At 58.3% G+C, this 12,977-nt stretch carries 11 protein-coding genes; 7 read left to right on the forward strand and 4 right to left on the reverse strand.

The features are described from left to right. Nucleotides 1-124: 124 nt before the first annotated feature. Complete coding sequence (locus EQG66_RS09020; RefSeq protein ID WP_164975640.1) at nucleotides 125-1,402, reverse strand: MFS transporter; 1,278 nt, start codon at nucleotides 1,400-1,402, stop codon at nucleotides 125-127. 212 nt (nucleotides 1,403-1,614) lie between these two features. After that, complete coding sequence (locus tag EQG66_RS09025) at nucleotides 1,615-2,553, reverse strand: LysR substrate-binding domain-containing protein (RefSeq protein WP_129404275.1); 939 nt, start codon at nucleotides 2,551-2,553, stop codon at nucleotides 1,615-1,617. Between the two features lie 242 nt (nucleotides 2,554-2,795). On the opposite strand from EQG66_RS09025, the gene EQG66_RS09030 reads away from it, so the two are divergent. Then, complete coding sequence (locus tag EQG66_RS09030) at nucleotides 2,796-5,024, forward strand: TonB-dependent receptor (RefSeq protein ID WP_164975641.1); 2,229 nt, start codon at nucleotides 2,796-2,798, stop codon at nucleotides 5,022-5,024. A 194-nt stretch (nucleotides 5,025-5,218) separates the two neighbouring features. On the opposite strand, the gene EQG66_RS09035 is transcribed toward EQG66_RS09030, so the two are convergent. After that, nucleotides 5,219-5,923, reverse strand: a complete 705-nt coding sequence (locus EQG66_RS09035; protein WP_129404277.1) for a TetR/AcrR family transcriptional regulator — start codon at nucleotides 5,921-5,923, stop codon at nucleotides 5,219-5,221. Nucleotides 5,924-6,081: 158 nt separating this feature from the next. Here EQG66_RS09035 and EQG66_RS09040 point away from each other — a divergent pair, with 158 nt between their 5' ends. From EQG66_RS09040 to EQG66_RS09065, 6 genes are read left to right on the forward strand one after another with little or no spacing between them, the layout of a single operon-like run. Next, a complete protein-coding gene (locus EQG66_RS09040; RefSeq protein WP_129404278.1) occupies nucleotides 6,082-9,039 on the forward strand; it encodes a molybdopterin-dependent oxidoreductase in 2,958 nt (985 codons plus the stop codon). Beyond that, nucleotides 9,036-9,866 carry a 4Fe-4S dicluster domain-containing protein gene (locus tag EQG66_RS09045; RefSeq protein WP_129404279.1) on the forward strand — a complete coding sequence of 277 codons (831 nt, stop codon included), beginning with the start codon at nucleotides 9,036-9,038 and terminating at the stop codon, nucleotides 9,864-9,866. The genes EQG66_RS09040 and EQG66_RS09045 overlap by 4 nt, the downstream gene beginning before the upstream one ends. A gap of 25 nt (nucleotides 9,867-9,891) precedes the next feature. Next, nucleotides 9,892-10,488, forward strand: a complete 597-nt coding sequence (locus tag EQG66_RS09050; protein WP_129404280.1) for a VOC family protein — start codon at nucleotides 9,892-9,894, stop codon at nucleotides 10,486-10,488. Nucleotides 10,489-10,524: 36 nt separating this feature from the next. After that, a complete protein-coding gene (locus EQG66_RS09055) occupies nucleotides 10,525-10,848 on the forward strand; it encodes a hypothetical protein (RefSeq protein ID WP_129404281.1) in 324 nt (107 codons plus the stop codon). A gap of 47 nt (nucleotides 10,849-10,895) precedes the next feature. Then, the gene (locus EQG66_RS09060) at nucleotides 10,896-11,207 is read left to right on the forward strand and encodes a DUF1330 domain-containing protein (RefSeq protein ID WP_164975642.1); all 312 of its coding nucleotides are present in this window, start codon (nucleotides 10,896-10,898) and stop codon (nucleotides 11,205-11,207) included. Further along, on the forward strand, nucleotides 11,204-12,757 hold the full coding sequence (locus tag EQG66_RS09065) for an amidohydrolase family protein (protein WP_129404283.1): 1,554 nt from the start codon (nucleotides 11,204-11,206) through the stop codon (nucleotides 12,755-12,757). Before EQG66_RS09060 ends, EQG66_RS09065 begins: the two co-directional genes overlap by 4 nt. 9 nt (nucleotides 12,758-12,766) lie before the next feature. Here EQG66_RS09065 and EQG66_RS15575 read toward each other — a convergent pair whose 3' ends face one another. Further along, nucleotides 12,767-12,961, reverse strand: a complete 195-nt coding sequence (locus EQG66_RS15575) for an Lrp/AsnC ligand binding domain-containing protein (protein WP_245987981.1) — start codon at nucleotides 12,959-12,961, stop codon at nucleotides 12,767-12,769. Nucleotides 12,962-12,977 lie beyond the last annotated feature (16 nt).

Genomic DNA, 12,977 nt, shown 5'->3' on the forward strand with positions numbered 1-12,977 from the left:
CTACGGCGTCTTGCACTTCCAACTCCCTTGATCGTCCAAATTATAAGCAAAACACAATGGACAGGCTTATCGTCGACAACCCATTGAAACTACAACATAAGACACGACTTGGTGTTGATATATGTTATATCATGATCCCTGCTGCCATGAGCGCGCCGAGAGAAAGGACCGCCGAAACGCTTTCGCGGCCCATCCCTGCCTGAAAAAGCGCGCCGGCTACGGCCGGGGTTATTGCGGCTCCGATGCGTCCCGCTCCCATGACAAATCCGACGCCGGTTGATCGCACATCAGGATCGAATGTTTCTACAATGGCAGAATAAAGTCCGAGTATAGACGTATAGAGAAAGGTGCCCACCAGGGCTGCCAGCATCAGCAGAACGGCAACTCCATGGGACGCCAGACCAAAAGCGACGATCGCCGCAGCCAGACCGGTGGTTTGACAAACTACCAGCCAGCGCAGCGGGATAAACTTTCCCCATATGCCCAGAGCCAGGCTGGCTACCACGCCCGCGCATGCGGCCATTGCTGATGCGAGGGTGGCGAAGGAGGCGCTGTGGCCAATGTCGGCGACTAATTGTGGCATCCAACTCAGAATGTAATAGACCGAGGTCATGAAAAGTACGTTCACCGCGGTAATCGATATTGTGTCGGCCCTGCGCGACGGGCCGAATATCTCGGCATAGGACGACGCGGATTTCAGAAGGGCAGCAGGCGCTGGCAACGACGAAACCGGAGGCTTGCCGCAGCGCCGCAGAAAATCATTCAGCTTGTCCAGTGCATTGGTGGGGCGTTTGGCAAGGAGGAACGCGGGCGGTTCCGGTAGCCAAAGGAGAGAAGCAGCCAGCAGAAGCAGGGCGGCTCCCGCACCGATGAGAAAAATGATGTGCCATGAGAAGTGCTGCAAAAGCGCCGCAGCAGCGAGGCCGCCTAACGTTCCCCCCAGCGGATAGCCGACGGACATGACGGCCATCGCAAAGCGCCTGTGCTGCGAATTTGCGAACTCGGCCGCCAGCGGAGCAATAACGGGAATGAGCGCGCCGATGCCTATACCGGTAAATATCCGCCAGCCGGACAGCGTTGCAACGGACCCCGCAAAGGCTGACATCAGCATGCCGACACCCATCAACACCAGACTGAAAAGGACGACGAAGCGCCGACCATAGCGGTCGCCCAATGGGGCGACGAAGAAGGATCCCAGCGCCATTCCGGCAAGACCGCTCGACAGGGCGATACCCAGCTCGGCCTTGTCGATGCCAAATTCCTTCGAGACACCGGGTGCCGCGAAGGTCATCGCCAGAACATCGTAACCATCGAGCGCCGAGAGCAATCCGATGATGGCGACGGCCGTCCATTGCGCGCGACTCATTGGCGTTTCGTCAAGCAGCTTCTGCACGTCGTTCACTATGCCTAATCCTCCCGTCATTGCAGCGAAGATTGGCCGCGTACGGCATATGCCTCGCCGGATCCGCCGCCGCACTGTCTCGTGCCGGTCTAAGGGATTCGCGGATCGGTATCAGATGGCGATGCAGGTCGAGCGATATATATTATGCTATCGGTCAGCTATCACGAGACATCCCACGGCAAGCTGGGGGCGTTGCCGTCGTTTTAGATGCCTTATAATCTCTGCAGGGCATTCCGTTCTCGCGCTCTCTCCAACACATGGTTGTTCGCGGCCTTGCGGATGAGGTCGCTGAACTGTTCCGCCATCGGCGTGAGCGGCAGTCCTTGGCTGCGTACGAGGCACATCGGAGCGGCGCTGATCGGCTCGATCAGATCAAACGCCTGCAGCAGGCTGGCAACCGCCTCGAAATTGAACCACTGTTGTGGAAGCATGGTCAACAGGTCCGTGTTCGCGACGGCCATGATCGTGATCAGCGAAGAGCGGGCGTGAATCATGACTCTGGGCGGGGGCAGATCGGCCCGCTCGAAAACGCCATCGAAATCGGCCTCGGTATTGCGGGTTGAAAGCGTCGGCCGCACCCAGTGCGCATCGACCAGATCAGCAAGACTGCTCGCCGATGATAGCGGGTGCCCTTTGCGCGCCACCACCCTGCGATTGTTTTCGAACAGGGTTTCGACAGCGAACTGGGATGAGACACCGGAAGGATCGAGCGGGCCTACCCAGAAATCGAACTTGCCGGACGCCAGGTCGTTCTCGATCGGCTGGAACAGGCTTTCGGAGATTTTGACGACGACGTCAGGATGCCGCTTGGTGAAACTCTCCAGCGCTTTGGGCAACAGGCTCATGCAGGTCGCCGTCGATAGAGCGACGGACACTTCACCTACCCACCGGCCTTTCAACTGCTCGACTTCCTGCTGCGCCAGCCGAAGCTGGTTCTGGAAAGCCTCAACGCGCCGGACAAATTTAGCGCCGATCTCTGTCAGGCGGATGCCCTTGGCGTGACGCTCGAACAGTGTCACTCCGAGCTCACGCTCCAGTTCCTTTATGCTGCGCGTGATGGCGGGTTGCGCGACTCCCAGATGGCGGCCAGCGGCGCGGAGACTGCCGGTTTCGACCACGGCCAGCACGTCACGGAAATGTGACAATTTCATTCGGGTCTCCTTCTTGCGTACCGCTCATCAGATGGCGGCGTCTCCCATGCATACTCGCCCGCCGATCGTCGCAAGGGCGGACAGCACTGATGCAGGTTGCGATAACATTCACGTTATCGCAACCTACGAAATTCAATCTCTACGTTCACCCCCTGCAAGGGCTACTGATGAGCCTAACAAAAAATCGGAACTGCGAAGGTCGTCCTTCGCCCCACCGAACTAAGATTATGGGAGGGAAGCAGATGATATCGAAATATTCGACACCTTTTGTCCTTGCGGCACTTATGGTGCCCAGCGTCGCTTTCGCGCAAGACGCAGCGAGCGCAGACGATGCGGGCGCCATTGCTGACATTGTCGTGACCGCCCAGAAACGCAGTGAGCGGCTGCGCGACATTCCAATCGCCGTGTCGGCGCTGACCTCCGAGCAACTGAAGGACGCGCAGGTTAATGACATTCTGTCGGTCGCGTCCCTTGCCCCCGGCCTGCAGGTTTCGAGCGCACTGGGCACGGCCCGCGTATTCATTCGCGGTATAGGCCTCACCAATTTTGCGGCCGGTGGCGAATCCAGTGTCGCCTATCATGTCAATGGCGTCGTGGTTGCGCGCCCGACGGCGCAGACCACGTCCTTCTACGATCTGGAGCGGATAGAGGTGCTGCGCGGTCCTCAGGGCACGCTCTACGGGCGCAACGCGACCGGCGGATCGCTGAACGTCATCACCAAGCGCCCGACGAAAGAATTCTCCGGCTATGCCGAGGTGACGCTGGGCAATTACTCCCTGATGACGGCGGAAGGCGCGATCGGCGGGCAGATCCTGCCGGGCTTGAACGCGCGGTTGGCAGGACGCGTTGACCGGCGCGACGGCTTTGGCAAAAATAATGTCAACGGGGGCGAAATTGACGATGAAAATATCAATTCCTTCCGCGTTAGCCTTGATTATGTCGGGTCGGATGTCCTCGGCGTCGCACTGACCTATTCCCGTTTCGAGCGTAACGACGCCGGTGGGCTGTTCCATGCGATCGGTATCGGCAATCCTCTGGTCGTTCCGCCCGAAATCGCCGCAGGTGGGAATTTCGCGGCCAACACCCGCGACCTTGACTCGGAAGTGAACATCAAGGTCCGCAACGTGATTGACCAGGCGTCAGGCGAAGTGACCCTGAACATCGCTGACGATATTCAGATCAAGTCATTGACCGGCTATCTTAAGCAGTCGCGGTTCAGCGCCGGCGACCTCAATGCGACCCGGGTGCAGTTCTTGCGCAGCGACAACACGGATAATACCAAGCAGTTCACGCAGGAATTGCAGCTGACCTGGGATTTCAACAATTTCAAGACGCTGTTTGGCGCCTATTATTTCCATGAGGATATTTTCGCCGACACCCATGTTCAGGGGCCTGTCGCCTACACCAATGTCTTGAAGCGGCCATTCATCGTCTTCAACGGCGCTCTGACCAGCAAGTCTTACGCCTTTTTCGGCAATGTGACGTGGAATATCACGGACCAGTTCGCCTTTACCGGCGGCCTGCGGTACAGCCATGACCAGAAGGATGATGCCGGCTACCAGCAGACGCCGACCGGTGCGGTGATCCCGCTGGCGCGCCATGGCAAATGGTCGGCCTGGACCCCGCGCTTCACGCTGGAATACAAGCCCAGCAACCGGACGATGATCTACGGCACGGTCACGCGCGGTTACAAGGCAGGCGTGATCAATATCGGCTCGGCCGGCAATCCGGTAAATCCGGAATTTGTGTGGAGCTACGAGGCCGGGGTCAAGACCGATGCGTTCGATGGCGCCTTGTCGATCAACGCCGACGTATTCTACACCACCATATCCGATTTGCAGGTGCAGCGGCCGATCAACGGTACACTCGTGACCGTCAACGCCGCGAAGGCCACCACCAAGGGTCTGGAACTGGAAGCCAATGCGAGGCTCGGCGGAGGCTTCGGTTTTCACCTCAACGCGGCCTATGTCGATGCCAAATATGACAGGTTCGATACGGCGAACTCGACATTCGCACCGCGGGTGGGGCCGGCACCGACCAACACGCCGATCGATCCGGTTTGCGCCGTTCCGGCAAATACCGACTCACGACCGGGCTGCTACTACAATGCCGCCGGCAACTATCTGACCAGCGCGCCCAAATATCAGGCGGAAACGGCGCTGTCCTATGAAACCGAGTTCGCTAATGGCTGGGGGCTGCGTGCCCGTGTTCAGGGCATTTACGAAAGCAAGAAATATTTCAACGAGTTTAACGAAGCGATTGCCATGCAGGGTGAAACCTTCACCCTCAACGCGAACCTGCGCGTCAACCTGCCGGGCGATCGTCTCTATGTGAATTTCTGGGGACGCAACCTGACGGACGAATATGCGCTGACCTTCGTTAACGTGACGTCGCGGCCGATCGGCCATGTCCGACTGGCGACCCTCGCGCCGCCCCGGACCTTTGGCGCCTCGCTTGGCTTCAAATTCTAGACTGAACAAAGCCCCGGCCGCGAGGTCGGGGCATATTTCCTTCCGGACGCAGGAAAGCAAATGCTTCGCGCCGGTCAGGATTCTCCGGGTCACTTCGGGGTCGAAAGTTTCAGATATGCGTGTTGTTCAGGCTCCCGGGAGGAAAGCTCTATCGCCAGGCGCGTTGCTCGGCGGAACAGACCTTTGCTTGGGTCTCACCATTTCCCGTCGGCATCAATCGAACGGAAATACTCCACGCTCCACGCGAGCACATCCTTGATAGCGTCCTGCCTTGTGCCCATCGCGTGGAGAAGGAACGCGACCGTCGTGTCGATATATGCGTCCATCTGTGTGATCTTGCGGCTCAGGATCACGCGAATGGCCGTGTGGTTTATGCCCATGACGAATTCGCTCGCCGCCTGCACGTCGGCGATGGCGAACTGGCCGGTCCGGATGCCCTGCTCCATGTCCTGTTCGATGAATTTGAGAAGCTTCGACTCATGATCGGTGAGATTGGCTCTCAGCAGATATCCGGCCCATTCAGGATCGCGGGCCGCCCGGCGCAAGATAAGCATCGTACCGACGCAGGCGCGCTTCACCGGATCGTCGAGCACGTTGTAGACCGGCAGAATTGCTTGAGAGAATTCGTCAGCGGTCTGCTTGCCCAATTGCTCAAGGGCGTCGCTGGCCGATTCGAAATAGCGATAGAAACCGCCTTTCGAAATTCTCGCAGTTTCAATGATGTCATCGATCTTGGGCAAGGAGTTTTCCTGGATCGAGCATACTTTCATCGTCGCGTCGAGGATGCGCTGGCGCATGGCCGTGCGCTTCTTCTGCGCCACGATGGTCCGATGATCGACCTTTTCCTTCGATGCTTTGGGAAAACTCATCTGATCCTGTCTCTTTGCTTTGATGCCCATCGCGGGCCTTGTTTGGTCCAGTCTACCGCCTGTCGGCGGACCTCGTCAACGAAGCCACCGGGTAACCATTCGGGATGGCGCAGACCAGCTTTTGTGTGGACGACATATTCATAATGTACTAAATAGTCATTCAAATATTATCGGAAGGTGAGGACGCTATGCGGCTCGAAACAGTTCTCTTTGGTGCGGTGCAGGCGCTGCGTCTCACGGCGTGGCGGTTTCCGGAATTTCGGGCGCGGCTTGGCGAGCATAACGCCATCGTACAGCTCAAGCTCGCTGACGATTCGGTAGGGCGCTATATCGAATTTCGCGATGGCAAAATCCTGACCAGGCCGGTTATCCATCCTGCGCCCGATGTTGTTATCTTCTTCAAGGATCGGCGGATCGCGCTGAAGCTGCTGGCGCCCAAACAGGATTTTCTGTTCCGCATCGATGCGATGAAGAATTTCAAGATGGGCATGCTCGGGCCGGACGAGCTGACCGTCTGGGTCAATGAAATTGTCAGCCTCGGTCAGTCAAGCTGGTGGAAGCAAGGGGAAGATATAGGCGGCGGCGTCACGCGTTTCACCAACAACACCAATGGCGGGCCGGTTCAAGTTTACGTCAAGGACGGCAAGATCCTGCGCATCACGCCTATCGACTTCACGGATAAAGACCCGGATACCTGGGCTATTCAGGCACGCGGGCAGGAGTTCAGGCCTCCTCGCCGCGCGACAGCGGCACCCTATGCGATCGCTTCCAAGTCGATGGTATACGCAAACAACCGCAATCTGTACCCGATGAAGCGGGTCGATTTTGATCCCCATGGCGAGCGCAACCCCCAGAACCGGGGCAAATCCGGCTACGAACGCATCAGTTGGGACGAGGCGCTTACCATCGTCACGGATGAGTTCAAGCGGGTCAAGAAGGAGTGCGGCCCGGGTGCCATCGCAGTGTCCCATGGTTCCCATCATCTGTGGGGCAATGTCGGCTATTATCTCAGCGCGATGCAGCGGTTCTTCAACAATGTCGGATTCACGCGCGTCCACCATAACCCCGACAGCTGGGAAGGCTGGTATTGGGGGGCGCAGCATCATTGGGGCCACAGCATGCGCCTGGGTATCGGCGAGGTGACCGGCCAGGTTGAGGATATCCTCAAGGAATGCGAGATGATGGTCTTCTGGTCAAGCGACCCGGAGGCGACCAATGGCTGTTATGCCGCTTATGAGGGCACCGTTCGCCGCTTGTGGGCCAAGCAGTTGGGCATCAAGTTCGTTCATATTGACCCCTATTGGAACCACACGGCAGCGCTGCTGAAAGGGAAGTGGATCGCTCCGCGTCCCGGCACCGACCCGGCGCTGGCGCAGGCGATCAGCTATGTGTGGCTCACCGAGGAATTGTACGACAAGAAATTCGTGGCCGAGCGCACCACCGGGTTCGAGGAGTGGGCGGAATATCTCGCCGGGCGCAAGGATGGCGTACCCAAGACGCCGGAATGGGCGGAGGCCGAAACCGGCGTCGCCGCGCGTGATATTCGGGCGCTGGCTCGCGAATGGGGCAAGCGCAAGACCTACCTCGCTGCAGGCGGCTATGGAAACGGCTTCGGCGGCGCCTGCCGCACTGCAACGGGCGCGCAATGGGCGCGGATGATGGTCATGATGATGGCCATGCAGGGCATCGGCAAGCCGGGCGTGAATTTCGGCAACATGCAGACGGGCGTGCCGCACGATTACAGTTTCTGGTTTCCCGGCTATGCAGAGGGCGGCATTTCCGGCGATCTCAATTTTACCGGGGCCGCCGTCAATTCCTATCAGCGCATACCGCTGATCCTGTCGATGAACCCTGTCAAGCAGGTGGTCCCGCGCCTGCAGCTTCCAGAAGCGATCATGGAGGGCAAGGCGCAAGGCTTTTTCACCGAACCGTCCTGCAAGGAAGGGCAGTTCATTCCTTATTTCTACCCGGCGCCGGGCTACTCGCCGATTCAGATTCTGTATAAATATGGCGGTGCGCAAATCGGCACGATGCCCGACAGCAACCGTTGGGCGCGCATGTACCGCTCGGAAAACCTCCCTTTTGTGGTCAGCCAGTCGATCTGGTTCGAAGGCGAGGCCCAGTTCGCGGACATCATTCTCCCTGCTTGCACCAACTTCGAGCGTACCGATGTCAGCGAATGGTGCTCGGCAGGCGGTTATGGCCACCAGTTCTTCACCCAGCTCAATCACCGCATGGTGATCATGCAGCACAAGTGCATCGAGCCGCTGGGCGAATCCAAATCCGACTATCAAATCTTCCTGGAACTTTCCAAACGCCTCGGACTGGGGCCCGTCTTTTCCGAGGGGATGACCGAGCTTGATTGGGTCAAACGCATTTTCGAGGGGTCCGATGCAGCCGACCTGATCAGCTGGAAGGAGTTTTTAAAGAAGGGCTATGTCGTTGTGCCGCCCGAAAAGGAAAAGCTCCGGGCGCCGAGAGCCTATGCCTGGTTCAATGAGGGGCGCAAAAAGGACATTCCCGAACCCCATCCGCTGCCGGGTGATTATAGCGGCGAGTGGCTGGAAGGACTGGGAACGCAATCGGGCAAGTTCGAGTTCATTCCTAACAGCCTCCTGAAGGTCGACGATCCTGACCGGCCTGCGCTCAACCGCTATGAACGCAGCTGGGAAGGGGCGAACACAACCGAGTTGCTGGGCCGCTTCCCGTTGCAATTGATGTCCGCGCATTCGCGCTACAGCTTCCATTCCATGGGTGACGGCAAGGGCTCTGCGCTCAACGATATCGAGGACCACCGCCTACTGGTCGATGGCCATTATTACTGGCGTGCGCGGATCAGCGTGGAGGATGCCCGGTCTCGGGGTATCGCGCAGAACGACCTTATCCGCCTGTTCAACGACAGGGGGTCGGTGGTGTGCGCCGCGCAGATCACCAGCCGCGTCCGTCCCGGCATTGTGCACAGCTATGAATCTTCGGCTGTTTACAAACCGGTCGGAGAAGCGGGGACGTCGACCGACATTGGCGGTTGCGTGAACATTCTGACTAGCAACCGCTCGCAGGGCGCACGATCGACATCGATGGGGCCGAATGCGACGCTCATCCAGATGGAAAAGTGGAATCCCGCTATGGCGGAGGCGGCAGAATGAAAAAGTGGAACCTTATCGTCGACGTCGAGAAGTGCGAGAATTGCTACAACTGTTTCGTCGCCACCAAGGACGAGCATGTCGGCAATGATTTTCCCGGCTACGCGGCACCGCAGCCGGAGCACGGGCATGAATGGATAAGGCTCAATACCTTCGAGCGTGGCGAAATGCCGATGGCCGAGGCCAATTTCATGCCGACGATGTGCAACCATTGCGACGAGCCTGCCTGCATGAAGCTTGCGCAAAACGGGGCAGTGCAAAAGCGCCCTGACGGGATCGTCATCATTGATCCGGTGCGGAGCAAAGGGCAGCGTGCGATCGTCGACGCTTGCCCTTATGGCGCGATCTTCTGGAACGAGGAGCTGGAAATCCCGCAGGCGTGGATTTTCGATGCGCATTTGCTAGATCAGGGATGGACCAAGCCGCGTGCCGAGCAGGTTTGCCCCACGGGAGCGATAAGTTCGGCGAAAATCAGCGACGAGGATATGGCCGAGCGGGTGGCGCAGGAAAATCTGCGCGTGCTGAAGCCGGAATTGGGGACAAAGCCCCGTATCTATTACAAGAACTTGCATCTTACGGACAGCCTGTTTGTCGGCGGCACCGTGGTGGACAGCAAGACGGACGATTGTGTCGAAGGAGCCGAAATCCGCCTGCTGAAAGGTGAAGCGGAGATCGCGACAACCCGCAGTGACTGCTTCGGCGAATTCCGGGTCGATGGGCTACCGCCGGACGACGCCGCCTATCGATTGGAGCTGAGCCAGGGCGATCGCGTCACAACGCATGAATGCCGCACGTCAGGCAGTCTCTATCTTGGGATTATTAGACTGTAATTCAACATAATTCAGGAGATGTACCATGAACGCCGTAACCAAAACGAGCTATGCACCCAACTTGAAGTTCAGCCATATGGGCTTTGCCACCTCCGACCTTGCCGCGATGGAAGATTTCTACACGCGTGTCCTCGGCTTTTCCGTGACGGACCGTGGCGAAGTCCTTGGCATGTCGCTGGTATTCCTGTCTCGCGACCCGGACGATCATCATCAGCTGGTGCTGGTCAGCGGCCGTCCGGACGATCTTCCCGCTAATCCCTATCATCCGCAGTTCGGATGCGTCATTAACCAGATTTCTTTCAAGGTTTCGTCGCTGCAGGAGCTGCGCAAGCTGAACGACATTTTCCTGAAAGAGGGCGTCAAGAACATGATGCCGTCCAACCACGGCATCGCCTACAGCATTTATTGCCACGACCCCGACGGCAACAATCTGGAGTTCTTCGTCGATACCGACTGGTATTTTCCGCAGCCCTTCCTCATCCCGCTGGATTTTTCCAAGAGTGACGAGGAAATCGTCAAAGAAACCGAGGAGTTCTCAAGACAGCAGCCAGGCTTCGAGCCCTATCCTGAATGGCGTGCGCGCTTCGGCGGGATCATGAATTTGTACCGGCCACAGGCATGACGGAAAGCATCCGCTAGACAAAGAAAGGAAATAGATATGTGGGTGCGTTCAGCATTCTGGGTAGGCAGGCCCAAGCAAGGTGAGGACGATGCGTTCGTTCAGGGCGTCAACAATATCATTGTGCCGGGGTTAAAAACATTGCCCGGTGTGCTGGACGCCGAAGCATTCTGGCCTCGCCGTCTGGAGGACAGCCCTCCAGACGTGTGCTGCCAGATCATCGTCCGCTTCGAATCCGTCTCGGATATCGACCGGATGCTCGCTTCCCCTGAACGCGCCGCCATGCGCGAAAGGGTGCTCGCAGTAACGCAGCACTTCGAAGGCGCGCTCAGCCATATCGACTATGAGGTGGGGCAGGCCTGACCCGCCCGAACCGAGAAGAAATTCCTTTCCGATCAGGAGTAATGCCGATGCCGACAACCATGGTCGTGCATATGCGGATTCATGATAGTGGCTGGTTGCGGGAATATTCCGAGGCAGTCCCTCCGCTTCTCGCCGAATATGGCGCATATTCATTTTCGGCGGGCAAGCAGGTGCATCGCCTGGAAGGAACGGCGCCACCTCCTGACCGGATTGCGGTAATCGAGTTCCCGTCCCGCGAAGCGGTGGAGGCTTTCATGGCGGATGAACGGTATCAGAAATACAAGCACATGCGCGAGGCAGGCTCGTCCTCTCAGATTTTTATCTATCCGAACGCCGTTCCTGCCAGAGGTTTTGCATGACATTGCTGCATATTCCTAGCATCCGCAAGACGCCAATGGTCCGCGTTACCGGCATTGGCGCGTTGGCTTACGCCGCGTTGCTGCTCGGCGGATGCGGCGATCATCCCCCGCAAGCGCTGGACGTAAAACCGCAGGGTGGTCGAATTATACTGACGGGCGCCACTGTAGTCGATGTCCGGGCCGGAAACCTGCAGGGGCCGGTCGATCTTACCCTGGATCAGGGCAAGATCGTTGCTATCACTCCCTCAGGCTCGCCTCCTGCGGGCGAGGCCGCCCATATTGTCAATGTCGCCGGTAAGTTTGTTGTTCCGGGCTTCAATGACATGCATGCCCATGTTCTGGGGACGCCCGATCCTACCGGCCCTCTCGCCCTGATGCTGGCAAACGGCATAACAGGTTTTCGACAGATGCAGGGTTCTGCCTTGCTGCTCCAGCAGCGCAGGAACGGCACATTGCCGTTGTTCCGGCAGGCGCCCGCGCTGCTCGCCTTGCCGGGGGAGCCATTGCTCCCGCTCAATGCCGGGACCGTCGACGACGCCGTTGCCGCTGTCCGCCAACAGAAGCAGGAAGGTGCCGATTTCATCAAGGTTGTCATGGTCAGTCCGCCCGCGTTCCTTGCCGCCCAAAAGGAGGCGAAACGGTTGGGTTTGCCATTCGCGGGGCACATCCCCCCTGGCACGGATGCCCTGCCTGCCATCCGCGGTGGCATGAAATCGATAGAACATATGGGCCCCGGAGCGGCACTCCTCATCCCCGCCTCTGCTGACCAGAACGAATTGCAGCATATGGCCGCTGCGCTCCCACCCCTCAAGGCACCGCCGAAATGGTTGCCTTTCAAGGATGCCATCGGCGCCTTTCTGTTTAAGAAAACGGCAGTAAACCCGCTCGCGAGCGTTTCCGATGATACGATACGGATCAGCGACAAGGCGCTGGCAACCGTGGACCCGCGAAAATTTCACGCGCTTGCGCAGACCCTCGCCGCAAGCGGAACATGGCAGGTTCCGACGCTGATCCGCGGAAAAACGATGGCGATGGGCGACGCGGCTGAATTCCGTCATGATCCGCATTTGCGCTATATGCCGTCCAAGACTGTCGACCTGTGGAACGGCGTCGCCGAGGATTTTTCCAAGCTTTCCCCTGCCGCCAAGCATACGCTCCGAAGCTCTTATGCGATGCAGTTGCGCATGGTGAAAGCCTTCGACGAGGCAGGTGTCAAAATGCTGGTGGGAACCGATTTCGGTGGCGGATGGCTGGTACCCGGCTTTTCCATTCATCAGGAGTTTGACGAACTGGCGAAGGCAGGCCTGCCGCCACTACGCATCCTGCAAATGACGACCATCGACCCTGCAGAATTCCTTGGCAAGACCCTACAGATGGGCACCGTGGAGGCGGGCAAGGCCGCAGATTTGGTCATCCTGGACAAGAATCCGCTGACAGACGCGAAAAACCTGCATCACATTCACGCAGTGGTTCGGCGAGGAGATTATTATTCGCCCGCTGCACTCAGGCAACTTCTGGAACAGGCGCGTCGACTCCAGCCATCGCAATAAGCCGACGCTTTAACTGCCTGGCCTGCGCTTATATCGCGCAGGTATCGAGCGGCAGCGCTGCTTTTTTACTACAGGCCGCAGCGCGAAGCTGGTCGTAACCTGCGCAATGCCTTTGATCTTGGCAAGCTTGAAGCGCAAGAAATCCTCGAAGGCTGCGAGGGATTCTACCGGCACGCGCAACTGATAATCAGCATCCCCAGACATCAGCTAACATTCCATT

The sequence above is a fragment of the Sphingobium fluviale genome, from assembly GCF_004122115.1.
In the GTDB taxonomy this organism is placed as follows: Bacteria; Pseudomonadota; Alphaproteobacteria; order Sphingomonadales; family Sphingomonadaceae; genus Sphingobium; species Sphingobium fluviale.

Bases quoted from the DNA above. Each gene is read 5' to 3' on its own strand.
- EQG66_RS09025 (WP_129404275.1), bottom strand. From the start codon at position 2,553: ATGAAATTGTCACATTTCCGTGACGTGCTGGCCGTGGTCGAAACCGGC.
- EQG66_RS09030 (WP_164975641.1), top strand. From the start codon at position 2,796: ATGATATCGAAATATTCGACACCTTTTGTCCTTGCGGCACTTATGGTG.
- EQG66_RS09035 (WP_129404277.1), bottom strand. From the start codon at position 5,923: ATGGGCATCAAAGCAAAGAGACAGGATCAGATGAGTTTTCCCAAAGCA.
- EQG66_RS09040 (WP_129404278.1), top strand. From the start codon at position 6,082: ATGCGGCTCGAAACAGTTCTCTTTGGTGCGGTGCAGGCGCTGCGTCTC.
- EQG66_RS09045 (WP_129404279.1), top strand. From the start codon at position 9,036: ATGAAAAAGTGGAACCTTATCGTCGACGTCGAGAAGTGCGAGAATTGC.
- EQG66_RS09050 (WP_129404280.1), top strand. From the start codon at position 9,892: ATGAACGCCGTAACCAAAACGAGCTATGCACCCAACTTGAAGTTCAGC.
- EQG66_RS09055 (WP_129404281.1), top strand. From the start codon at position 10,525: ATGTGGGTGCGTTCAGCATTCTGGGTAGGCAGGCCCAAGCAAGGTGAG.
- EQG66_RS09060 (WP_164975642.1), top strand. From the start codon at position 10,896: ATGCCGACAACCATGGTCGTGCATATGCGGATTCATGATAGTGGCTGG.
- EQG66_RS09065 (WP_129404283.1), top strand. From the start codon at position 11,204: ATGACATTGCTGCATATTCCTAGCATCCGCAAGACGCCAATGGTCCGC.
- EQG66_RS15575 (WP_245987981.1), bottom strand. From the start codon at position 12,961: ATGTCTGGGGATGCTGATTATCAGTTGCGCGTGCCGGTAGAATCCCTC.